This is a genomic window from Nonomuraea angiospora (assembly GCF_014873145.1).
Lineage (GTDB): Bacteria > Actinomycetota > Actinomycetes > Streptosporangiales > Streptosporangiaceae > Nonomuraea > Nonomuraea angiospora.
Genome location: NZ_JADBEK010000001.1, coordinates 6,098,738 through 6,121,132 on the forward strand (window position 1 = coordinate 6,098,738; position 22,395 = coordinate 6,121,132).

Genomic DNA, 22,395 nt, shown 5'->3' on the forward strand with positions numbered 1-22,395 from the left:
ATAGGGCAAGGTTGGGAGCATGCCGATGAGGACAGAGCTCGACCGCCTCGCGGGTGGGGCACACCACGATCCGCACTCCGTGCTGGGAGCGCATCCCGTGTCCGGCGGGGTGGTCTTCCGCGCGCTGCGCCCGCTGGCCGAGCGGGTGCGGGTGGTGCTGGAGGACGGCACGGCCCACGACATGAAACACCAGGCCCACGGGGTGTTCGAGGTCACCGTCCCCGGCCTGGACAAGGTCCCCGGCTACACGCTGAGCGTCAAGTACGCCGACCACGACCCGTACGAGGTCCGCGACCCCTACCGGCACTGGCCCACGCTCGGCGAAGTGGACCTGCACCTCATCGGCGAGGGGCGGCACGAGCGGCTGTGGGAGGCGCTCGGCGCCCGCGTGATGGAGCACGAGGACGTCGAGGGCACGGCGTTCGCCGTCTGGGCGCCCAACGCGCGTGGCATCCGGGTCGTCGGCGACTTCAACCACTGGGACGGCACCGCCTACCCGATGCGGTCGCTGGGCCGCTCAGGGGTGTGGGAGCTGTTCGTCCCGGACGTCGGCGCGGGCGAGCGGTACAAGTTCCAGATCCTGGGCGCCGACGGCGTGTGGCGTGACAAGGCCGACCCGATGGCCAGGCGCACCGAGGTGCCGCCGATGACCGCCTCCGTGGTCGACAGGTCAACCTTCGCCTGGGCGGACGACCAGTGGGTGGCGGACCGGGCCGAGAGCCATCCGCAGGCCGGGCCGATGAGCATCTACGAGGTGCACCTGGGGTCCTGGCGGCCGGGCCTGTCGTACGTGGAGCTGGCCGAGCAGCTGTCCGCGTACGTGGTCGACATGGGGTTCACCCACGTGGAGCTGCTGCCGGTGGCCGAGCACCCGTTCGGCGGGTCGTGGGGCTACCAGGTGACGTCCTACTACGCGCCGACGGCCAGGTTCGGCACGCCCGACGAGTTCCGCCACTTCGTGGACGTGATGCACCGGCGCGGCGTCGGCGTGCTGCTGGACTGGGTGCCCGCGCACTTCCCGATGGACGACTGGGCGCTGGCGCGCTTCGACGGCACCCCCCTCTACGAGCATGCCGACCCGGCCAGGGGCGAGCACCCCGACTGGGGCACGTACGTGTTCGACTTCGGCCGCAGGGAGGTGCGCAACTTCCTGGTGGCCAACGCGCTCTACTGGCTCAAGGAGTTCCACATCGACGGGCTGCGGGTGGACGCGGTGGCGTCGATGCTCTACCTCGACTACTCGCGGCGCGAGGGCGAGTGGACGCCCAACGTCTACGGCGGCAGGGAGAACCTCGACGCGGTCGAGTTCCTCAAGGAGATGAACGCCGTCGCCTACCGGGAGACGCCCGGCATCTCGACCGTCGCCGAGGAGTCGACGGCCTGGCCGGGGGTCTCGCGCCCGGTGCACCTGGGCGGGCTCGGGTTCGGCTTCAAGTGGAACATGGGGTGGATGCACGACACGCTCGAATACCTGCGCCACGAGCCGATCTTCCGCCAGTACCACCACCATCAGATGACGTTCTCGCTGCTGTACGCCTACTCCGAGAACTACGTGCTGCCGCTGTCCCACGACGAGGTCGTGCACGGCAAGGGGTCGCTGCTCGGCAAGATGCCCGGGGACGAGTGGCAGCGGTTCGCGCAGCTGCGGGCGCTGCTGGCGTTCATGTGGGCGCATCCGGGCAAGCAGCTGCTGTTCATGGGCGGCGAGTTCGGCCAGGGCTCGGAGTGGTCGGAGGAGCGCGGGCTCGACTGGTGGGTGCTGGAGTTCGACGGGCACCAGGGCGTGCAGCGGCTGGTCCGCGACCTGAACCGGATCTACAAGGAGACCCCGGCGCTGTGGCAGCAGGACGCCAAGCCCGAGGGGTTCCGGTGGATCGACGCCGACGACGCCTCCGGTAACACGTTCTCGTTCGTCCGCTACGCCGACGACGGGTCCGCGCTGGCGTGCGTGGTCAACTTCAGCGGCGCGCCGCACGAGAGCTACCGGCTCGGCCTCCCCTACTCCGGCCAGTGGACGGAGATCGTCAACACCGACGCCTACGACTACTGGGGCAGCGGCGTGGGCAACATGGGCGTGGTCGAGGCCGACGACGAGCCGTGGCACGGGCTGCCGCACTCGACCACGCTGAGGGTGCCGCCGCTGGGCGCGGTGTGGCTCACGCACGAGGGGGAAACGCTGAACGTTTGAGGTGCGCCCGCTGAAAGTTCGGTGAGAAACCGGGCCTGAGACCTGTCTCTGTCCGAAAAATCACCCTAAACTCCGAGATCATCCCCCTCTCGGAGGACGCGTGCGACTTCGCCCCCTGATCGTGAGCTCGATCGCGCTGGCCCTGCTGCCGTTGTCGGCGCCGGCCTACGCGGAGGACCCCACTCTCAGCCCGAGCCCCAGCCCGAGTGTCGTGGAAGAGACGACCTCCACCCCCAGCGAGCCCCCCGCCAAGGTGGAGGAGGGGTTAGGCGTCGACGGTGGCTCCGTGCGGGCCATCGTCGAGCTCGCCGACCCGGCGCAGAACGCGCCCGTCGCGAGCCAGGCCGCCGCCGAGAGCGTGGACGTGGTGATGCAGCCGCAGAGCCAGTCGTTCATGGTCGTGGAGGGGACCGCGGAGGAGCTGGCCAAGCTGGCCGAGGACCCGCGGGTCGCGTCCATCCACCGGGACAGGACGTACGCGCCGGTGGACGTGAGCCCCAACCTCAAGCTGATCGGGGCCGACCAGGCGCACGCCAAGAACTACACCGGGACCGGGCAGGCGGTGGCCGTGCTGGACACCGGCATCGACCGCGACCACCCGTGGTTCGGGAACAGGGTCGTGGCCGAGGCCTGCTTCTCCGCCGTCGAGGACGGCGTCGAGTCGCTCTGCCCGAACGGGCAGACCTCGCAGACCGGGACGGGCGCGGCGGACGCCACGACGGCCAAGTGCCTGGCCGACGGCGCGAACCTGTGCGAGCACGGCAGCCACGTCGCGGGCATCGCGGCCGGCACCGGCGGCGTCGCGCCGGGCGCGAACATCGTGGCGGTGCAGGTGTTCAGCCGGGTCAACGACGAGGACATCTGCGGCGAGCCCTCGTGCCTGCTGGCGTTCGAGTCGTCGCTGCGGCAGGCCATGGACTACGTGACCGGCCTCAACCAGCCGATCGCCGCCGTGAACCTCAGCCTCGGCGGCGAGCTGTCCGAGACCGACTGCGACTCCAGCGAGGAGGGAACGATCTTCAAGCCGAAGATCGACGCCCTGCTGGAGAAGGGCATCGCGACCGTGGTGGCCGCAGGCAACGAGGCGTTCGAGGGGGCGTCCTACCCGGCCTGCATCTCCTCGGCGGTGGCCGTCGGAGCGAACGACAACAACGACGTCATCGCGGCCTTCTCCAACCGCGGGGCCATCGTGGACCTGTTCGCGCCGGGCGTGGGCATCGAGTCGTCCGTGCCCGACAACCGGACGACCGTCTTCAGCGGCACCTCGATGGCGACCCCGCACGTGGCCGGCGCGCTGGCGCTGATGAAGCAGGCCTCGCCACAGACGCCGATGGCCGACCTGATCAACACGCTGAAGACGACCGGCAGGCCGTACTCGTACGAGGCCAACGGCCAGCAGGTCGTCACGCCGCGCCTGGACCTGGCGGCGGCCCTGGGCGGCGCCTCGCCGCAGCCGACCGTCACGCAGACCCCGGGCGTGCCGACCGAGGACCCCGCCCCCGAGCCCGACCCGTCGGACAGCAGCGGCCCCAGCCCCGAGCCCGACGACCCGGCGAACCCCGCGCCCGAGCCCTCGGCCTCCACCTCGCCGGTCCCGCTGCCCACGGTCACGGTCACGGTGACGATCACGCCGACCCCGAAGACCACCGCGCAGGTCTGCACGCGGGGCACGAACGCCACCAAGCTGTCGGCCAAGCAGTGGGCCGTGGAGATCCACCGCAGCAGCGGCACGATCCCGGACGCCACGCTCACCTGCTACCTCAAGCTGATCGGCAAGTCGAGCAAGGTGTTCCCCGAGGTCACGAAGGCGTCCTCGCTCGGCAAGGCGTACCGGGTGCTGAAGAACACCAAGGCCAGCAAGGCCAAGCTGGACAGCGCGCTGCTCACCTCCTGGCTGAACTGGGCGCACGGCACGAACGGCACCAAGAAGCTGACCACCGCCGAGAAGGTCCGGCTGAACGGCAAGACCACCGCGGCGGCACTGCGGAAGGCGGCGAAAACCGTCAAATAGCCAGCGGTAGGCGGCTAGGGCCGCAGGAAGGCAAAAAAGCCTCCAACGTTTCTCTGGGCTACATAGACCACCGACATCACAGTTGTCGCAGGTGGGGATGTATGCGGCTGTAAGCGAGCCAGGAGCTCTCGGAGGAACAAGTGAGGCTACGAACTCTGTTGGCCGGCGCCGCGGCGCTGGCCGCAACAGTCGCCGGGCTCTGTACGGGCCCGGCGCTCCACGCCGACTCGGGCGATCCGATCATCAGCCCGTCGCTGACGGCGGAGGTCGAGGCGAAGTCCAGGGTGCGCTCCATCATCCAGCTCAAGCCCGGGCAGAGCGTCGAGGCCGTCGCGCGCGACATCGAGAAGGCGTCCGAGGGCAGCCGGGTCCTGGAGTCCGCGCAGTCACCGCACTTCTTCGTGGCCGAGGTGGACGGCCCCACGCTGGCCAAGCTCAAGAAGGACAACCGCGTCCAGTCCGTCTACAAGGACGAGCTGCGCATGTCCACCCTTGACGTCAGCACCGCCGTCATCCACTCGAACCGTGCTAACCAGGCCGGCTGGACCGGCCGGGGCACCACCGTCGCCGTCCTGGACACGGGGATCGACCGGGACCACCCGTTCTTCACCGGCCGGATCGTGGACGAGGCGTGCTTCTCCTCCTCCGACGCCAGCGACGGGTCCGTCTCGCTCTGCCCGAACAACCAGCCCAGCCAGACCGGTCCCGGCGCGGCGGACGCCGAGACCGCCCAGTGCGTCATCAAGGGTGCGAACGCCTGCTCCCACGGCACGCACGTGGCCGGCATCGCGGCCGGCCGGCTGGCCACGGGGGCGCCCTCCAACGGCGTCGCCCCCGAGGCCGGCATCCTGCCGATCCAGGTCTTCAGCCGCGTGGACAACCCGATGACCTGCCTGATCGGCGGCGTCTCCGCCCCGTGCTTCCTCAGCTACACCTCCGACCAGAAGCTGGCGCTCGAATACGTCGCGCGGGTGGCCAAGACCCACAACATCGCCTCGGTGAACATGAGCCTCGGCGGGGGCGGCCCGTACGCGCAGGCCTGTGACACCGAGGCGTCGGCCGCCGCGGTCAAGCCGGAGTTCGACACGCTGGTGGGCCTGGGCGTGGCCCCCGTGGTGGCGGCGGGCAACAACGGCTTCCAGAACGGCGTCGCCACCCCCGCGTGCATCTCCACCGCCGTCGCGGTGGGCGCCACCGACGACTCCGACGCCCTGGCCGCCTTCACCAACCGGGGGCCGCTGCTCGACCTGTTCGCGCCCGGTGTGAACATCAGGTCCTCCGTGCCGAACAACACGTACGCGGAGAAGAGCGGGACCTCGATGTCCGCGCCGCACGTGGCGGGGATGTTCGCGCTGATGAAGCAGGCGTACCCGGCCTTCACGGTCGCGCAGAGCCTGCAGCGGCTGCAGGATACGGGCACGCCCATCCGCTACAACGCGGCGGGCACCTCAGTGACCACCACGCGGATCGACGCCGAGCGCGCCACCGCGGGCGCCCGCGCCTGATTCGGCGCGGGGAAGGCCGGACGGCGGGGTCCGGCTGCGAGGGCCGGACGGCGGGGGCCGGCCACAAGGGCCGGATCGGCGGGATCCGGCCCTTTTCACTGCAACGGGTAGATGGGCCTGCGCTCCCCCACCCGTTGCCCATCTGGGTGGCCAGCCTGCTGGACCCCGCCCCGAGCACAAAGGTCTTCGCGGGGAGGCGCTTCGCGCTCGGGGGCTCAGGCGCTTCTTATTCAGGCGCCTGACGGCGCAAACCCCCGCGCCTTCGGCGCCATCGCCCACCCGTGACCCGGTTACCGGTCTGGCCTGCTGGAGCCCACCCCAAAACCCCCGCTCGCTCCGCTCGCCAAACGCCCCCACCCGTTGACCGGCGAGGCGGTGGGCCGACTGATGCCCACCCCGGATCGGGATGCCTTTCGGGCCATCCATTGGCCGCGAGGCGTAATCACTGGCGAGGCTTTGATCAAGCGACCCGTACCGAGTGAGGCCCAACGCTAATCGTCACGTCGACGTGACCGCCAAGGGCAGCTGCGTAGGCACGGATGGTCTCGAGTCCCGTCGAGTCCAGATCGCCGTTCCCGTTTTAAGAGACCCGTGCCTGAGAGATCCCGAGGGCGGCCGCGACCTCGGATTGCGTCTTGCCTACGGACTTGCGCAGTTCTTTCAGGTGGTGGCCTGCGACGTACGCGTCCAACTGCGCATCGGCGGCGGCCTGACGCTGTGGATCGGCCAACTCTGGGTACAACCGGTGCGCTTCCGCCTTGACCTCACGCCAATTGCGTCCAGGACTCATCGCTTGCCCTCCCTCTTCGTCTCAGCCACCTTCGCTGCGAGATGGCGGGTGTCACCGAGGTTGACGACCGTGCGGTAGTGGAAGAGGTCGTCTTCGCGCAGCGTGGTGATGCTGCCGGATGGCACCCGGAAACTGGCGTATCCGACCGCCTTGATCGGCATCATGATCCAGGACGCCACGACGAATGTCAGGGAGCCACCGTGCGTCACGATGATCTGGTGTTCGCAGGGACGCTGCAAGATCTCGTCCATGGCCGCGTAGATGCGCTGCGCCAACACCGCCCTGGTCTCGGCACCCTCCAGGCCCTCATCGTGGTCCAACCGCTCCCCGACAGCCGGCGGCGGGATGAATCGCTGGTCCAGCCATTCCTGTGGCCTTCCCCCCGCCTCTCCGTAGGATTTCTCCCGCAGTCTGCGGTCCAGGATCGGTTTCACGCCGAACAGCCCGGCAACCTTCTCGGCCGTTTGCCGGGTGCGCTGCAGATCCGATGAGAACAGCTCCACATCGGCGCCGTCCGGGATCTGGGCCCGCAGCGCCTGGGCAATGGAGGCTGCCGCGCTGAGGCCCGCTGGCGTCAGCTGCGAATCATGCCAGCCGCCGACGACCCTCTCGACGTGGTGCGTCGCCTCCGGATGGGTGACGGCGTAAATAGTGCGCATGGGTGAGCTCTTCCTGTAGGAGCTGCTCTTGAGCGATCTTAAGAGCAGCTCACGAGTCACCGGGGCTTGAGTGCCGCGGCCTCGTCGAGCGCCGCACAAACCGCGGCGACGACCGCAGTAAGCGCATCTATGCGACGCCGGCCGGCACCGAGTTGATCCTGAATCGCCCGGAGAAAGGCGATCGATCTCTCACTCTTCCTCAGCTTCGTCCCAGAATGGGGCCACGAGCGCACCCTCGCGACGCGCCACAACCTCCCCATCCCGAACGCTCAACAACTCTGGCTCATCGTCCTCGTACCAGCGCTGATAACCGAAAAAGGACTCGTTCTTGTGGAGCCGGGCGGCCAACCAGCTCATCAGCTCGGCCACCTCGGCATGCCCGTCGGGGTGGATCTCCCAGCGGCAGGTCAGCGCCCAGCGTTCGTCGCCGTGGTCATCCGCGCGCACCAGGGCCGAGCCGCCGGCGCCCGGAATCTTCGAGGCCGCGTACGGCGAGCCGTCGCTCCACGCCGGTTGCGGAAACTCCTTGATCACCCAGTCGCCGTTCTCGTCCCGCACCGGCTCTTGCTCGTCGTCCAGCAGATCGAGAACCTCGTTGACGATGATCGTCTTCTCGGCGATGTGCTCGGGCCGCGAGCCGAGGCCCACGTGCCAGCGCAATTCGGCGAGCTCGGTCTCGGACAAGTCGCCCCGCAGGTCCATCGCCAGCATGAGTTCGTGAATGTCAGCCACGGCAGCACCGTAGCGACACGGGCCGACACAGCCTTCCACCGTGCCGTTGGGATCGAGCCCGAAAGAAAGGAGTGGGCGTTCCGGAAACCGGCCTGGAACCATGAGAGCCATGAGACGAGTCGTGATCCTGGGGCGTGGCGGTTCGGGAAAATCGACGCTCGCCGCCCGTCTGACCAGGATCACCGGACTCCCCATCATCGAGCTGGACAAGCACTTCTGGCAGCCAGGTCTTGAAGCGACGCCTCCCGATCAGTGGGCCGCCGTCCAAGGTGAGCTCGTCCGGGCCGAGGCTTGGATCATGGACGGCGACCTCGGTCCCTACGACGTCCTGGACGTACGGCTCCGAGCCGCGGACACCGTCATCCTGCTGGACTTCTCGTTCTGGCGCTGCGCCTGGCGAGCGATCCGGCGCTCCCGGGAACGCGCCGACTTCTGGTTGTGGGTGTGGGCCTGGCGATGCCGGAGCCGACCGCTTCTGCTCTCGGCGATCTCGACTCACGCCGGTGATGCGGAGCTGCACGTGATCCGGAATCCGCATGCGCTGAGACGCTTCGTGGCCCAGGTCACGACCGGCCAAGCCTCAGGCCAACCGTAACCAACCCGTATGGCTGCCGGTCGGGGCGTCATTCCTGGTCCCAGGGAGGTGCGGCCCCGAGCGGATGACGCCCCGCCCAGGTCACCAGGCCTTGCCGGCCTGCTCCCGGGTCGCGCGGTTGATCCGGTTGAAGAAGTTCGTCAGCGCGATGTTCATGATGATCGACGACAGCTGTTTCTCGTCGAAGTGGGCGGCGGCGGCGTCCCAGATCTCGTCGGTCACGCCCGGCGCGCCGTCCTGGATCCGGGTGGCGGCCTCGGTCAGCGCGAGCGCTGCCCGCTCCGGCTCGGTGAAGAAGGGCGTCTCGCGCCAGGTGACCACGTTGTGCAACCGCTCGTCGGTCTCTCCCTGCCTCTTGGCCGACGCGACCCCGGCGAAGACGCACGGGCTGCAGCCGTTGATCTGGCTGGCGCGCAGGTGGACGAGCTCCAGCACGAGTGGGTCGACGCCACCGGTGTGGATAACCTTGTAGAGATGCTGGATTGCGGTGATCACTTCGGGGTTCGACTGGCTCTTCATGCGTGCTTCCATCGGTCTCGCTCCTTCATCGGTTACCTGAGCCCGTCCGGGCCCGTCATCCCCATGACGGAGCGGATCCGAGGAAGGTAACAACATGTCCGAGACCAGCCCGAGGGACCCGGTGGCCGAGGCGTTCGAGGCCGAACGCGACCGGCTGCGCGCGGTCGCCTACCGCATGCTCGGATCGCATGCCGATGCCGAGGACGCCGTTCAGGAGGCCTGGCTACGGCTCTCCCGCCAGGACACGGCGACCATCCACAACCTCGCCGGCTGGCTGACCACCGTGGTCGGCCGGATCAGCCTCGACGTCCTGCGGTCCCGCCAGACCCGCCCCGAGGCGTCCTACGACGACCGGCTGCCGGCACTCGTCGTGACGGCCGACGACGGTCCTGCGCCGGAGGACGACGTGGCGCTCGCCGACTCGGTAGGGCTCGCGCTTCTCGTCGTCCTCGATTCGCTCGGGCCGAGCGAACGGCTGGCGTTCGTGCTGCACGACCTGTTCGGGGTGCCGTTCGAGGAGATCGGCCGGATCCTCGGCAGGTCCGCCGACGCCACCAAGATGCTCGCCAGCCGCGCCCGCAGGAAGATGCGCGGGACCGACCGGCCGGCGGTCGTCGGGCGGGAGCAGCGAGAGGTGGTCCGGGCTTTCCTGACGGCGGCCCGCAACGGCGACTTCGAGGGGCTGCTGCGCGTGCTCGACCCCGAGGTGAGGCTGACCGTCGACACGCCCCATGGCGAGATCGTCGTCCTCGGCGCCACCAAGGTCGCCGCGGGCGCGCGGTGGTCCTCGGGCGCGGTCTCGCGGGGGCAGGCGGTGCTGCTCAACGGCCTTCCGGGGCTCGTGTCCTGGCGCGAGGACGGCACCCCGTTCTCGGCCATCGCGTTCACGGTCGTCGAGGGCCGGATCGCCGGGATCGTGGTCGTGACCGATCCTGCCAGGCTCGCGTCGATGGACCTGCCGGATCCGGAGTAGTGAGTCACCACCGGGCCTCCCCGGCGACCGCGCGAGCGGAGCCAGGGCCGCGACCCGATCGCGTGATCGTCGCCCCGATGCCTTCCATCTCGTCCGCAAGACGATCCAAGTCAGTCGCAGGACGCCCCACGTGAGTATGGTGGGTCGCGGTCGAACACGTGAGCGATAACCAAGCTCGCGAGGGGGACCGGGCAGGGATCTGCTCACCGCCGGGAGGGCGGAGCACGCACAACTCAGACCGGGTGCGCGTGTTGGGGCGTGGAAACCCACGAAAGCGGGGCCGGAAGGTGAATCGCCAAGCAACAGCATCGCGACCATGCGCGTAGCCGCACGGTTGGGACGGCTGGAATCCCCCGGATTCATCCGTGGGGAGCGCTTCAACGTCTGGGAGCACTGCTTCAGCTGGGACGGCGGGTTCTACGGGAGGTGCGGCCACGGCCTGTGAGCCGTCCGGCCCGCGCCGCCGGGTAGGGCGAGCTCCGGCAGAAAGTCCGGACCAGCTGCCGGGGACGAGCGTGCCATCGAGGCCGGGCGATCACGCTGACGGCCGGCGTGATCGCCCGGCTACCGGCCGCCCGGCCGATAGAGTTCCATACGTGCGTTGATCTCCAGGCGGCGGACGCGTACCGCCGAAGACGAAGGCGGTGCGGGCGGCCCCTTCCCGCAGGCATTCCCTCGTCACAACCCCCCACGGAGATCACCATGTCCGCTCAGCGGCCTCTGACCTACCGCGCGTTCGTCGAGCTCGCCACCGCCGACCCCGCCGTCGTCGGGCTCGTCCTCAAGGGCTCCCACGCCCACGACGGCATGGTCACCGAGCATTCCGACCACGACCTGTACGTCATCCTCGCCGACGGCGCGGCAACGGACCTCACCCGGTTCGCCGGTCACCGCACCCCCGAACTCGACCTCGCCATCATCACCCTGGCCGAGTTCCGTACGGCTGGAATGCCCGGCTTCGAGCGATACGCGCTCGCCCGCGCCAGGATCGTGCTCGACCGGCTCGACGGGGGCATCGCCCGGATCCTGGCCGCCAAGGCGCGGCTCGACGCCGACGAGGCGTTCCGGGACTGCGGTGAATGGCTCGACGCCTACGTCAACTCCCTCTACCGCTCCGTCAAGAACGACCGTGACGGGCATGCGCTCGCGGCCCGCCTCGACGCCGCCGACAGCATCCGGTTCCTGCTGGAGCTGCTGTTCGCTCTCGACCGTCGCCCCCGCCCGTACAACAAGTACCTGGAATGGGAGCTCGCCCGGCACCCGCTGCCGGGCTGGGACACCGGCATGCTGCTGGACGCCGCGCGCCGCATCTCGGGAACGGGCGACGTACCCCTGCAACGGCGCCTCTTCGCCCAGGTCGAGGCGGCGGCCCGGCGCGCCGGGCACGGCGCGGTGCTGGACGCGTGGGGCGAGGACCTCGACCTGATGCGACCGCAGGAGGACAGGTCCTAGCCCACCGACTTGACCTCCGGGTAGCGCGACGCCGGGTCGTTCAGGAGGGGCTGCGGCTTCCCTCGCAGGTGGAGGTCGTAGAAGGCCGCGACGATCCCGCGCGTGATCTGCAGGGACCGTGTGGCGGGCAGGTCGGCACCGTCGTCGATGCCGAGCTGCTCGGAGAGCACGGAGATGTCGGTGAAGGAGGCGTGCTCGGTGCCCGTCACCACGAACCAGCGCTTCCAGCCGGTGAGGTTCGGCCAGGACTGGTCCCAGGTGGGGTCCTTGCCGGGGCTGTGCTTGGCCTCGGAGCCGAGGAACAGGTACGGCTTGGCCAGCCCGCCGCTGGGGACCTGGACGACGGCGGTGCCGTCGATGTTCATCCCGGCGCGCAGCCGGGAGTCCTTCAGCAGGGCGGCCACGGAGCTCGCGCCGCCCACGGAGTGGCCGCCCATGGCGATCCTGGATCGGTCGATCAGCTTGGGATATTTGGCCGGCACCGAGTCCAGGACGAAGGAGACATCGGCCGCCCTGATCTGCCCGACCTTGGCCCAGAACGCCGGATTCTTCGGTTCGACCTCGCACGCGACGCACTCGGCGACCCTGCCGTCGGGGAAGCTCGTGGCGACGTTCTCGTACGTGTGCCCGATGACGGCCACCGCATAGCCCCGGCTGGCCAGGTCCTCGGCCAGGCCGGTGAGCGAGTAGCGGGGCTTGGTGAAGCCCGGGGAGAGGACCACGAGGGGTAGCCGTCCCTTGGCCGGTCTGGCGTCCTTGACGGCGTCGATCCGCGTCTTGCTGAGCAGATCGCCCGGTACGCCGGAAGCGCCCGCCTCCTTCAACGTGAGCTCGGACTCCTTGACCGTCATGTACGGCGCCCGCGCCCCGCCGGCCTTCGCCGCCGGATACCAGAGCGAGACCATGAGCTCCCTCGCCTTCGCACGGGGCACCCAGGGATCGGGGCGGGAGGTGTCCTTGAGGTGGAGGGAGGTCAGGCCGACCGGCAGCTTGCCCGTCGGCTTGGGGATGCGCAGAGCGGAGGCGGGCGCGCGGTCTCTGACCGAGGCCGCCGAGGGGGACGCCAAGGAGGCGGCGGCCGGCAGGGCGAGGAGTACGGCGAGGGCAAGCCGCCCGATTCGGTGACTCATGGGCCTCGACGCTAGGGCCGGGCGACCTCCGCCCGCGTCGGCCGTGACGACGACATCGGCGGCGGGGTCGTCCTCGAGATGTACTCCGCTCCGCCGATGCCCCCGTACGCCACGAACAGGACAATGTGCGAGTGTCACTGATCAGAAGGCGATGGCGGGACCTGCTCCGCGCGGAGCACAGGCCCTCGCGTCGCGCGCTCGTGTTCGACATCCTCCTCGCGGTCGCCTTGACCGTGCTGGCGGTGGTCGCGGCGGCACCCGCCGTGGACGTCGTCCACAGCGTCGACCCCCTGCGGCTGCCTCCCCCGCCCCGGCCCGTCCTGCCCACCCAGACTGACGCGGTCGATCCCGGCCTGCTCTTCGCGGTGGCGCTGACGGCGTTGCCGCTGGCCGTACGGCGGCTGTACCCGTTGACCGCCTTCTGGATCGTGCTGCTGGCCGCCCTGGCCACCGATGACGAGGCGACCTGGGTCACCGTGGCGACCTGCGCCATCGCCGCCTACGGAGCAGTCGCCTACAGCCGCAACCGGCTGGTGGCGCTGGGTGGCCTGGTGCTGGCCACCGTGCTGGCGGGCATGGCCTTCAGTGATGCCGTGGCGGGGTTGCCGAGCTGGCTCGGGCCGTTCGTGGTGCTGCTCAGCGCGGGGGTCATGGCGAGCTTCGTCCGGTTGTGGCGGCAGCAGCTCGCCGAGCGGGACGAGAAGCTCCGCCGGGCCGTACAGGTGGAGCGCTCGCGCATCGCCGGCGAGCTGCACGACGTCGTCACCCACAATGTGAACGTGATGGTGATCCAGGCGGGGGCGGCGCGCAAGGTGATGGACACGGCGCCGGAGCGGGCCAGGGAGGCCATGCTCGCGGTGGAGACCAGTGGCAGGGCCGCCATGGCCGAGCTCCGCCATGTCATGGGCCTGCTGGCCGCCTCCGGCAGCGGATCCGACCTTCTCGAACCGCAGCCGGGGCTCGACCAGCTCGGCTCGCTCATCGAGCGCGTGCGCGCGGCCGGGGTCCCGGTCAGCGCCGAGATCGGCACGCCGGAGGGTCCGGTGCCGCCCGGGGTGGGCCTGGCCGTCTACCGCGTCGTCCAGGAGGCTCTCACCAACACGATCAAGCACGCGGGCGGCGCGGCCGTGTCGGTGGCGATCAGTCACACCGGCGACTGGCTGGACATCGAGGTCGCCGACCGCGGCGCCGCTCCCGCGGCGCGTGCGGGGGACGGTCAGGGCCGGGGGCTGATCGGGCTGCGCGAGCGGCTGGCGCTCTACGACGGGACCCTCGAGGCGGGGCCGCGGAGCGGCGGAGGCTTCGTGACCAGGGCGCGCCTGCGGTGGTCGGCGTGAACGAGGCGCCGCGCGTGGTCATCGCCGACGACCAGGCGCTCGTACGCGGCGGGTTCGGGATGATCCTGGCCGCCGACGGGATCGAGGTGGTCGCCGAGGCCGCCGACGGTGCCGAGGCGGTCGCCGCCGTCCGGCGTACCCGGCCCGATCTCGTGCTCATGGACGTACGGATGCCGCGCATGGACGGCATCGAGGCCACCCGGCGGATCCTGTCCGGCGGCGCGGACGGGACCCGCGTCCTCATCCTGACCACGTACGACCTCGACCACTATGTCTACGCGGCACTCACCGCCGGGGCCAGCGGCTTCCTGCTCAAGGACGTCTCCCCCGAGCACCTGGTGGCCGCGGTGCGCCTGGTGCGCACGGGCGACGCGCTGCTCGCGCCCGCGATCACCCGCCGCCTGATCGAGCGCTTCGCCCGCCACGACGAGCCCGCTCACCGCGCCGTCCACGGCGACCTGTCCCAGCTGACCCCGCGCGAGCTGGAGGTCCTGCGCCTGCTCGCGACCGGCATGAGCAACGCCGAGATCGCCGACCGCCTGGTGCTGAGCCCGACGACGGTCAAGACGCACGTCGCGCGCATCCTGTCGAAACTGGAGCTCCGGGACCGCGTCCAGGCCGTCGTCCTCGCCTACGAGACCGGCCTGGTCACGCGTAAAGCTCCGTGAGACCGACCCGGCGCGCGTCAGGGCCGGGTGACCGAACTCATAGGAGAACTATGCGGCAAAGGGGTGGACACCTTGGCTCTAGATCCCTAAACCCATTTCGTATTGGGTCGCTTAGGGTGGCTTCATGGAGGCAGGAAAGGCGATCTTCGAAACCGTCGACAAGCTTCGTCAGCGGCGCACGGCCCCGCTGGTGCTGGAGCTCGATCTCACAGAGGGCCTCACCGAGGGCCCGCCGGCGGACCCGCTCGCCGCGGTGCTGTCCATGCGCAAGACGCGCCTGTCCGACGTCCTGTCCGGGCTGAAGCGCGCCAGGCAGGACTCCAGGGTCAAGGCGCTGGTGGTGAAGATCGGGGGTAACCCGCTGGGCCTGGCCATGGTGCAGGAGCTGCGCCAGGCGGTGATCCGGTTCAGGGCGTCGGGCAAGCTGACCGTCGCGTTCTCGGAGACGTTCGGGGAGTTCGGCGGCGGCACGGTGCCCTACTACCTGGCCACCGCGTTCGAGCGCGTCTACCTGCAGCCGAGTGGCGACGTCGGGCTGACCGGGGTGGCGCTGGAGCAGCGCTTCCTGAAGGGGGCGCTGACGAAGCTGGGTGTCGGGTACGAGGCCGGGCAGCGGCACGAGTACAAGACCGCCGTCAACACCTTCACCCAGGACCACATGACCGAGCCGCACCGCGAGTCCATGGGCCGCATCGTCGAGTCGGTCACCGAGAGCCTCAGCGCGGGCATCGCCGACGGGCGCCGGCTCGATCCGGGCAAGGTGCGGGAGCTGATCGACCGCGGCCCGTTCACCGCCTCCGAGGCGCTGGAGGCCGGGCTGGTCGACGGGCTGGCGTACCGGGACGAGGTCTACGAGCAGGTCAAGCAGGCGGCAGGCGACGACTCGCACCTGCTGTACGTGTCCAGGTACGCCAGGGGCGCGGCCGTGCGGAAGCTGCCGCACCCGACGGCCGACGGGATCGCGCTCATCCACGGCACCGGCATGATCAGGACCGGTCGCAGCGGACGCAGCCCGCTCGGCGGGGGCGGGGCGATGGGCTCCGACACGATCAGCGCCGCCTTCCGGGCGGCCCGGCGCGACGAGCACGTCAAGGCGGTCGTGTTCCGGGTGGACAGCCCCGGCGGCTCGTACGTGGCCTCCGACACGGTGTGGCGCGAGGTGACCCTCACGCGCAAGGTCAAGCCGGTGATCGTCTCGATGGGCGACCTGGCCGCGTCCGGCGGCTATTTCGTGGCGATGGCAGCCGACGTGATCGTGGCCCAGCCCGGCACGCTGACGGGCTCGATCGGCGTGTACGGCGGCAAGCCCGTCGTCGCGGAAATGCTCGAAAAAATCGGCATAAATTCGGAAATGGTGGCGTCCGGGACTAACGCCGGAATGTTCTCCACCTCCCGCGGCTTCTCCCCCGAACAATGGGACCGCGTGAACGCCTGGCTTGACCGCATTTACGATGACTTCGTGGGCAAGGTCGCCGCGAGCCGCGACCTGACCCGGGAGCGCGCGCACGAGCTGGCCCGCGGCCGCGTCTGGACCGGCGCCGACGCGCACGCCGGCGGGCTCGTGGACGAGCTGGGCGGCCTGGAGGACGCGCTGGCCCTGGCCAGGAAGCGGGCCGGCCTCCCCGACGACGCCCCCGTACGCGCCTACCCCCGGCTCAACCCGCTGGAGCGGCTGCGCGGGCCGGACTCGAGCGAGGACAGGTCCGCCGCCCTGGCCCGCCTGCGCCTGGACGCGTGGGGCCCCCTCGCCCGCCTGTCCGCCGAGCTCGGCCTCCCCGCCGCGGGCCCGCTGCTCCTCCCCGAGTGGTACGTGATCCGCTGAGCGCTCACGTACCGATCGGGCGGTAGCGGGAGCGCAGCCGTACGAGCGGCTGGAGAGCGGCCTCGACGTAGGGGACCGCGAGGACGGTGGCGATGAAGAGGGTGTGATCCCCGGCCGGGACCACGTTGGTGGTCTCGGCCTCCAGGGCGGCCACCCCGCCCTCCACCACCAGCGCGCCGGAGTGTGTTCCCCGGTGATGCGGCGTGCCCGCCAGCAGCAGCCGGGCGCTGGGGCGGCCGGCGGTGGCGAAGCGGCTGGCGATGGCCGCCTGGCCGGACGACAGGAGTGAGGCCGCCCACCGGTCCTGCCGGAGCAGGACCTCGTTGAGGTAGCCGCCGCTCGCCAGGCTCACCAGGAGGAGCGGGGGCTCCAGCGAGACGGACATCAGCGCCGAGACCGTGACGCCCAGGTCGTCGCGCCCATCGCGTACGGTCACCACGGCCACCCCGGCCGCGAGCTGCGCCATCGCCTCCGTGAACTCGCTCACGGCACGAACCTAGCGGTGCGGGCCCCCGGACGGCGGGGACCCGCACCGGAAGGCGGCGTCAGCCGAGGCCGTTGGAGGTCAGCCATTCCTTGGCCACGGTGCCGGGCTCGTCCTTGTTGACGGAGATCTTCTGCATCATGTCCAGGAGGGACTGCGTGGTGAGCTTCGCCGAGACGGCGTTCAGCGTGGTCTTGATCGTGTCGGTCGCGGCCGCCTTGTTGAGGAGCGGCGTCACGTTCTGGGCGGGGAAGATGTTCTTGGGGTCCTGCAGCGGCACCAGGTTGTTGGCCGTCATCTTGGGGTCGGTGGTGAACACGTTGCCGACCTGGATCGTGCCGTCCTTGATCGCGTCAGCGGTGGTCGGGCCCGTCGGCTTCCACTGCTTGAACTCGATCCCGTAGACCTCCTTGAACCGCGCCTCCCACCGCTTCTTGAACTCGGGCGGGCCGCCGACGACGAAGGTCTTGGAGACCTTGGCCAGGTCCTCCATGGTGTTCAGCGACTGCTTGGTCTGGGTGTCCTTGGTGATGGACAGGCTGTCCTTGTCCTCGGCCGGGGAGGAGTCGAGCACCTCGAGCTCGGCGGGGAGCTTCTCCTTCAGCGCGGCGTTGACCTCGTCGGTGGTCGCGGCCGTGTTCTTGAGGTCGACGAAGGCCAGCAGGTTGCCGTTGTACTCGGGCACGATGGTCAGGCCACCGCTCTTGACCTGGTCGATCACGACCTCGCGGCTGCCGATGCGCGGCTTCTCCTCCACCTGCACGCCCTTGGCCTCCAGCGCCTGGGCGTAGATCGACCCGAGCAGCACGCTCTCGTCGAAGTCGAAGGATCCGATGACGGCCTTGCCCCCGCCCCCGCTCGAAGCCGAACCGCTGGGGGCCGCGCTCGAGGTGTCGAGCGGGTTGCCACCAGTGTTGCCACCGCCGCCACCGCCACAGGCGGCCAGCGCGAGCATCGCCGAAACGAACACCCCGGCGATGCCGTACTTGCGTCCCATCTTGCTTTTCCCTTCTAAGCGGGAGGTAATACAGGAGACTATCGGACCTTAAGTCGCCGGCTCACCCCCGGGGAGACCGTCACTCTCTGGGCGAGCGTGAACAATATCTGCACCACCAGCGCAAACAACACAACCAGTACTGAACCACCGACGACGCTCGCGTAATCCTTCGTCGCGAAACCGTCGATCACGAACCGCCCCAGACCGCCCAGCCCGGTGTACGAAGCGACGGTGGTGGTGGCCACGACCTGGATCGCCGACAGCCGGCACCCCAGCAGGATCAGCGGCAGCGCGACCGGCACGAGCACCTGCCCGAGCACCTGCCCGCCGCGCAGCCCCATCCCGTACGCGGCGTCGCGCAACTCGGGGTCGACCCCCTTGATGCCCTCGAACGTGTTCACCAGGATCGGCGGCACCGACAGCAGCACCAGCGGGATGATCACCGGCCAGCTCGAGGCCGTGCCCAGCAGCAGCACGAACATCACCAGCAGGCCCAGCGTGGGCAGCGCCCTGGCCAGGTTCGCGGTGACGGCGACCAGCACCTCGCCCCGGCCCGTGTGGCCGATCAGCAGCCCCAGCGGCACCGCGATCACGACGGCCAGGGCCAGCGCCAGGGCCGAGAACTCCAGGTGTTCCAGCAGGCGCATGGGGATGCCGTCGGGGCCGGACCAGTTGGCGCCGTTGCCGAAGAACTCGGTCAGCCAGCCGAAGAACGCGGTGAGCCAGCTCACGATCCCTGCCCCCTTCGGGCCCGTACCCATGGAGTGAGCAGCCGCTGGGCCAGCACCAGCAGCCCGTCGGCGACCAGCGCCAGCGCCACGACCAGCACGATCCCGACGATCACCGGCGGCATGAACGGGTTCTGGTAGGCCCGCGTGAACAGCCCGCCGAGCCCGCCCTGCCCGATCAGCGCGCCCACGCTGACCAGGCTGATGCTGGAGACCGCGACCACCCGCAGCCCCGCCAGCACCACGGGGACGGCGATCGGCAGCTCGACCGCGAGCAGCCTGCGCAGCGGCGTGAACCCCATCGCGACCGCCGACTGCCGCACGTGGTCGGGCACCGAGCCGAGCCCGTCCACGACGGCCGGGATCAGCACGGCCATGCCGTAGAAGGTCAGCGGGATGATCACCGTGGCCTGCGACAGCCCGGTCACCGAGATCAGCAGCATGAAGACCGGCAGCGAGGGGAGCGCGTAGACGACGTTCATGAAGCCCGAGGTCGGCTGGTAGAGCCAGCGCCAGCGCACGCAGGCCAGCCCCAGCGGCAGCGCGACGACCAGCGCGAACAGGATCGGCACGAGGGACATGGTCAGGTGGTCGATGAGCAGGTTCTTGATGCTGTCGACCCGGCCGGTGTCCCAGTTACGCCCGATCCATTCCCATATGGAAGGAGGGCCGTCAGCCATCTGCCGCCTCCGCGAGCGCCTGGTCGAGGGTCTCCCTGGTGGCCACGCCGACGACCTTGCCCTGCTCGTCCACGGCCACCGCGCAGCCGGACGGCGACAGCAGCGCCGCGTCGAGGGCCGTGCGCATGGAGTCGCGCCCGTACACGAACGTCCCGTACGGCTCCAGCTCGTCGGGCCGCTCCCGGGAGACCCACCCGGCCGGCCTGCCGTCCTCCACGACCAGCCGCCACGGCTCGTCCGCGGCGCCGGTCAGGTCGGCCAGGTCGGTACGCAGCCGCAGCCCGTCCGTCGGGATGAACTGCAGCCGCCGGATCCCGCGGTCGTGCCCCAGGAACTCCCTCACGAAGTCGTCGGCCGGCTCGGACAGCAGCGTCTTGGGAGCCGCGATCTGCGCCAGCTTGCCGCCCACCCGCAGCACCGCCACGCGGTCACCCAGCTTGATGGCCTCGTCGATGTCGTGCGTGACGAACACGATGGTCTTGTTCAGCTCGGACTGGAGCCTGAGCAGCTCGTCCTGCAGGCTCGTGCGCACGATGGGGTCGACCGCGCTGAACGGCTCGTCCATGAGCAGCACGGGCGGGTCGGCGGCCAGCGCCCTGGCCACGCCCACGCGCTGCTGCTGCCCGCCCGAGAGCTGGAAGGGGTAGCGACCGGCCAGCGCCGGGTCGAGGCCGACCCGTTCGAGCAGCTCCATGGCCCTGGCGCGGGCCTTCTTCTTGTCCCAGCCGAGCAGGTACGGGACGGTGGCGATGTTGTCCACGATCTTGCGGTGCGGGAACAGGCCGGCCTGCTGGATGACGTACCCGATGCCGCGCCGCAGCGTCGGCGGGTCGATGCCCTGCACCGGCGTGCCGTCGAGGAGGATCCGGCCCTCGGAGGCGTCGATCATCCGGTTGATCATCCGCAGGGACGTGGTTTTACCGCAGCCCGAGGGGCCGACGAGCACGGTGATCTCTCCCGTGGGCGCCTCGAGGTCGAGACGGTCCACGGCGACCGTTCCGTCTGGGTAGCGTTTGGTGACAGCGTCGAATGTGATCACGCGCGAACTCTCGCTTCAGGCTTCTGTGGCAGGGGTCGCAGCCCCCGTGCCACGACCGCCGCATGATCTATCGCAGCACAGACTACGCAGATCCGGAGCACGGTGTCGTCCCGGGATCCAGCTGAAACGCTTCAGTTGAGCTGGATATTTACCCCAAATCTGGAAGTGATAGTGCGCCGGACCGTGGTGTGTTGGCATGATTACCTCCACAAAGTTCTGACCTATACCTCCACAAAGTTCTGACGAGTACCCCCGTACGAAACTCACGAACTCCAGCCCGCACCCCTCACCCTCAGCGTCCGCTCACAGCAAGAGGATCCGGCCCCGTGTCTCAGCCGCTCACCGATCAGCGCCGACGCGCCGAGTTGATCGCAGAGCTCTACGACCGCCATGCCGCTGGGCTGTTCGCCTACTGCGCTGACCAGCTCGGCGACCTCGGCTCCGCGTCCGACGTACTGGTGACCTTGTTCTCCAGCGTCGCCGGCGTTCCCTCTGCCGCCGAGGCGCCTCGTGCCGCTCTCTACGCGTTCGCCCGCCGCGAGATCCACCGGCGGGACATCGTCTTCGCGCCCCCCTCCATCGATCCCCTGATCGACCCCGCCTCCGCCCTCGTCGAGCGCACCTTCCGCGAGCTGCGACCCCACCAGCGCGAAGTGCTGGTGCTGTGCGCGGTCTGCGGGATGAGCAAGGCGGAGCTGGCGTGGGTACTCGACGTCGCCCCGGACACCGCCGAGGAACTGGCGGTCGGAGCGGCCCACCACTTCCGGCACGCCCTGGTGACGGCACTGTCCTCCACGGGGGTCCGCGTGCCCAAGCCGGTGGCGGACGTGTACGGCGCGCTGGGCGTGGCCCCGCTCGCCGACATCATCGGCCGCCTCCCCTGGGCGCAGCCGCCCGGAGCCCTCCGCATCCACTTCGCGGGCTCCCGTTCCGCCAGCCCCGCCCCGCTCTTCGTCAAGCCCCGCTGGCCCAGCCCGCCGATGTGGCCCCAGCCCCTGGCGGACGCGGACCCGGCGACCAGCACGGTCATCTTCCCGGCCGAGCTGCTGACGCCGCCGTCGCCGTCGCGCGAGCCCGAGCACTCCGCCACCACGGCCCCGATGCCCGCGCTCAACAACTCCCCGGAGTCGGCGCCACGCCGCAGGGAAGTCCCTACCTCGCACGTTCCCTTCGGAGAAGCCTCCGCCCGCTCCCCCCTCAGGGACCCGTTGGCCTCCGCCCAGCGTCTGCACGATCCGCTGGGACCCACCCCGTCTCTCAGAGATCCTCTGGCGGCGGTGGACGGCGCACGGCCCGAACAGCCCGGCACACCACAGACAGCTCCACCCTTCGCAGGGAGGACCCCAGTGCCGCCTTACATCCATCCGTTCTTCCAGGACCCGCCCGACGAGCCTTTCGGCGGTCCGGAACCCTTCGCGACCGGCGACGTGATCTTACCCAGGGACACCGCGGAGCCCTTCGCGACCGGCGACGTGATCCTGCCCAGAGATGTTCCGAAGCCGTTCTCGTACGACGACGACGGCGACATCCTGGCCCCCAGGGACCCGCACCCCGACGTGCTGGTGCACAAGGGCCCCGCCCGGCCGCTCCAGGAACCGCCGCGGACGAGCGAACCGGCCCGCGACGCGGCGCCCCTCTTCCGTCCCCGCCCCAAGTCCTCCAGGCGCACCAAGGCCGCCAAGCCCTCCGAGCCGGCCAGGCGCACCCCCAAGCCGGCCGAGCCCGCGAGGCCCGCCGAACCGGTCTACCGCCTGCCCCTGTACGACAAGGCGCCCCCGAAGCCCCCCACCCTGCCCAGGCCCTCCTCCTCGTCGAGCAGGAAAACCCAGGCTCCACCCGACGAGGAACCCCAAGGGACCTTCGCCTCGCTCGCCCCGGAGCCCTCTCTCCTGGCCCCCCGCCCGGTCCGCCCCCGTCCGGTGCCCAAGAAGCGCCCGGCGTACACGGCCCGGCCCGAGAAGATCCGCCGCCGCAAGGACCGGCACTTCGACTGGGCCTGGGAGGTCGTCGGGTTCCTGGTCTGCGTGGCGATCGCCATGATCGTCTTCTTCTCGATGCCCGCGTTCCTCCACCCGTGACCCGCACG

The 22,395-nt window shown here is 70.1% G+C and carries 21 protein-coding genes; 11 read left to right on the top strand and 10 right to left on the bottom strand.

Annotation, left to right across the window (positions count from 1 at the left end; translation table 11 throughout):
- Window positions 1-25 precede the first annotated feature (25 nt).
- The 3 genes from glgB (at window position 26) to H4W80_RS27420 (ending at window position 5,704) form a co-directional block, all read left to right on the top strand.
- Window positions 26-2,188: a 1,4-alpha-glucan branching protein GlgB gene (gene glgB, locus H4W80_RS27410; RefSeq protein WP_192793765.1), complete on the top strand. Its 2,163-nt coding sequence runs from the start codon at window positions 26-28 to the stop codon at window positions 2,186-2,188.
- Window positions 2,189-2,288: 100 nt separating this feature from the next.
- Window positions 2,289-4,199: a S8 family peptidase gene (locus tag H4W80_RS27415; RefSeq protein ID WP_192787716.1), complete on the top strand. Its 1,911-nt coding sequence runs from the start codon at window positions 2,289-2,291 to the stop codon at window positions 4,197-4,199.
- 140 nt (window positions 4,200-4,339) lie between these two features.
- On the top strand, window positions 4,340-5,704 hold the full coding sequence (locus tag H4W80_RS27420) for a S8 family peptidase (protein WP_192787717.1): 1,365 nt from the start codon (window positions 4,340-4,342) through the stop codon (window positions 5,702-5,704).
- A gap of 580 nt (window positions 5,705-6,284) precedes the next feature.
- On the opposite strand, the gene H4W80_RS61130 is transcribed toward H4W80_RS27420, so the two are convergent.
- The 3 genes from H4W80_RS61130 to H4W80_RS27435 all read right to left on the bottom strand — a co-directional run bounded on the left by H4W80_RS61130 (window position 6,285) and on the right by H4W80_RS27435 (window position 7,885).
- The gene (locus H4W80_RS61130; protein ID WP_225963689.1) at window positions 6,285-6,494 is read right to left on the bottom strand and encodes a helix-turn-helix domain-containing protein; all 210 of its coding nucleotides are present in this window, start codon (window positions 6,492-6,494) and stop codon (window positions 6,285-6,287) included.
- The gene (locus H4W80_RS27430; protein ID WP_192787718.1) at window positions 6,491-7,153 is read right to left on the bottom strand and encodes a histidine phosphatase family protein; all 663 of its coding nucleotides are present in this window, start codon (window positions 7,151-7,153) and stop codon (window positions 6,491-6,493) included. Before H4W80_RS27430 ends, H4W80_RS61130 begins: the two co-directional genes overlap by 4 nt.
- Before the next feature lie 189 nt (window positions 7,154-7,342).
- Entirely contained in the window at window positions 7,343-7,885 is a 543-nt protein-coding gene (locus H4W80_RS27435) for a hypothetical protein (protein WP_192787719.1), read from the bottom strand.
- 109 nt (window positions 7,886-7,994) lie between these two features.
- Between H4W80_RS27435 and H4W80_RS27440 the strand changes: the two genes are divergently transcribed.
- The gene (locus H4W80_RS27440) at window positions 7,995-8,480 is read left to right on the top strand and encodes a P-loop NTPase family protein (protein ID WP_192787720.1); all 486 of its coding nucleotides are present in this window, start codon (window positions 7,995-7,997) and stop codon (window positions 8,478-8,480) included.
- 81 nt (window positions 8,481-8,561) lie between these two features.
- Here the strand turns inward: H4W80_RS27440 and H4W80_RS27445 are convergent, their stop codons facing one another.
- Window positions 8,562-9,011, bottom strand: coding sequence for a carboxymuconolactone decarboxylase family protein (locus H4W80_RS27445; protein WP_192787721.1), 450 nt, complete (start codon window positions 9,009-9,011; stop codon window positions 8,562-8,564).
- 82 nt (window positions 9,012-9,093) lie between these two features.
- Between H4W80_RS27445 and H4W80_RS27450 the strand changes: the two genes are divergently transcribed.
- The 3 genes from H4W80_RS27450 to H4W80_RS27455 all read left to right on the top strand — a co-directional run bounded on the left by H4W80_RS27450 (window position 9,094) and on the right by H4W80_RS27455 (window position 11,424).
- Window positions 9,094-9,972 carry a sigma-70 family RNA polymerase sigma factor gene (locus H4W80_RS27450; protein WP_192787722.1) on the top strand — a complete coding sequence of 293 codons (879 nt, stop codon included), beginning with the start codon at window positions 9,094-9,096 and terminating at the stop codon, window positions 9,970-9,972.
- 316 nt (window positions 9,973-10,288) lie between these two features.
- Entirely contained in the window at window positions 10,289-10,417 is a 129-nt protein-coding gene (locus H4W80_RS62880; protein ID WP_264086007.1) for a hypothetical protein, read from the top strand.
- Window positions 10,418-10,674: 257 nt separating this feature from the next.
- Complete coding sequence (locus tag H4W80_RS27455; protein ID WP_192787723.1) at window positions 10,675-11,424, top strand: hypothetical protein; 750 nt, start codon at window positions 10,675-10,677, stop codon at window positions 11,422-11,424.
- Here H4W80_RS27455 and H4W80_RS27460 read toward each other — a convergent pair.
- Window positions 11,421-12,554 (bottom strand): alpha/beta hydrolase family protein, encoded by a 1,134-nt coding sequence (locus H4W80_RS27460; protein WP_192787724.1) that lies wholly within the window; start codon window positions 12,552-12,554, stop codon window positions 11,421-11,423. The two genes, H4W80_RS27455 and H4W80_RS27460, sit on opposite strands and share 4 nt — an antisense overlap.
- A gap of 131 nt (window positions 12,555-12,685) precedes the next feature.
- Between H4W80_RS27460 and H4W80_RS27465 the strand changes: the two genes are divergently transcribed.
- The 3 genes from H4W80_RS27465 to sppA all read left to right on the top strand — a co-directional run bounded on the left by H4W80_RS27465 (window position 12,686) and on the right by sppA (window position 16,381).
- A complete protein-coding gene (locus H4W80_RS27465; protein ID WP_318787080.1) occupies window positions 12,686-13,891 on the top strand; it encodes a sensor histidine kinase in 1,206 nt (401 codons plus the stop codon).
- The gene (locus H4W80_RS27470) at window positions 13,888-14,559 is read left to right on the top strand and encodes a response regulator (protein ID WP_192787726.1); all 672 of its coding nucleotides are present in this window, start codon (window positions 13,888-13,890) and stop codon (window positions 14,557-14,559) included. The genes H4W80_RS27465 and H4W80_RS27470 overlap by 4 nt, the downstream gene beginning before the upstream one ends.
- A gap of 124 nt (window positions 14,560-14,683) precedes the next feature.
- Complete coding sequence (sppA, locus tag H4W80_RS27475; protein ID WP_192787727.1) at window positions 14,684-16,381, top strand: signal peptide peptidase SppA; 1,698 nt, start codon at window positions 14,684-14,686, stop codon at window positions 16,379-16,381.
- A 4-nt stretch (window positions 16,382-16,385) separates the two neighbouring features.
- Here sppA and H4W80_RS27480 read toward each other — a convergent pair whose 3' ends face one another.
- The 5 genes from H4W80_RS27480 to H4W80_RS27500 are packed head-to-tail and all read right to left on the bottom strand — an operon-like array spanning window position 16,386 to window position 20,309.
- Window positions 16,386-16,868 carry a flavin reductase family protein gene (locus H4W80_RS27480; protein WP_318787081.1) on the bottom strand — a complete coding sequence of 161 codons (483 nt, stop codon included), beginning with the start codon at window positions 16,866-16,868 and terminating at the stop codon, window positions 16,386-16,388.
- A gap of 58 nt (window positions 16,869-16,926) precedes the next feature.
- Window positions 16,927-17,862 (bottom strand): ABC transporter substrate-binding protein, encoded by a 936-nt coding sequence (locus tag H4W80_RS27485; protein ID WP_192787728.1) that lies wholly within the window; start codon window positions 17,860-17,862, stop codon window positions 16,927-16,929.
- Between the two features lie 38 nt (window positions 17,863-17,900).
- Window positions 17,901-18,593, bottom strand: a complete 693-nt coding sequence (locus H4W80_RS27490; RefSeq protein ID WP_318787082.1) for an ABC transporter permease — start codon at window positions 18,591-18,593, stop codon at window positions 17,901-17,903.
- Window positions 18,590-19,270 carry an ABC transporter permease gene (locus H4W80_RS27495; protein WP_192787730.1) on the bottom strand — a complete coding sequence of 227 codons (681 nt, stop codon included), beginning with the start codon at window positions 19,268-19,270 and terminating at the stop codon, window positions 18,590-18,592. The genes H4W80_RS27490 and H4W80_RS27495 overlap by 4 nt, the downstream gene beginning before the upstream one ends.
- Entirely contained in the window at window positions 19,263-20,309 is a 1,047-nt protein-coding gene (locus tag H4W80_RS27500) for an ABC transporter ATP-binding protein (protein ID WP_192787731.1), read from the bottom strand. Before H4W80_RS27500 ends, H4W80_RS27495 begins: the two co-directional genes overlap by 8 nt.
- A 326-nt stretch (window positions 20,310-20,635) precedes the next feature.
- On the opposite strand from H4W80_RS27500, the gene H4W80_RS27505 reads away from it, so the two are divergent.
- Complete coding sequence (locus tag H4W80_RS27505) at window positions 20,636-22,387, top strand: RNA polymerase sigma factor (protein WP_192787732.1); 1,752 nt, start codon at window positions 20,636-20,638, stop codon at window positions 22,385-22,387.
- Window positions 22,388-22,395: the final 8 nt, after the last annotated feature.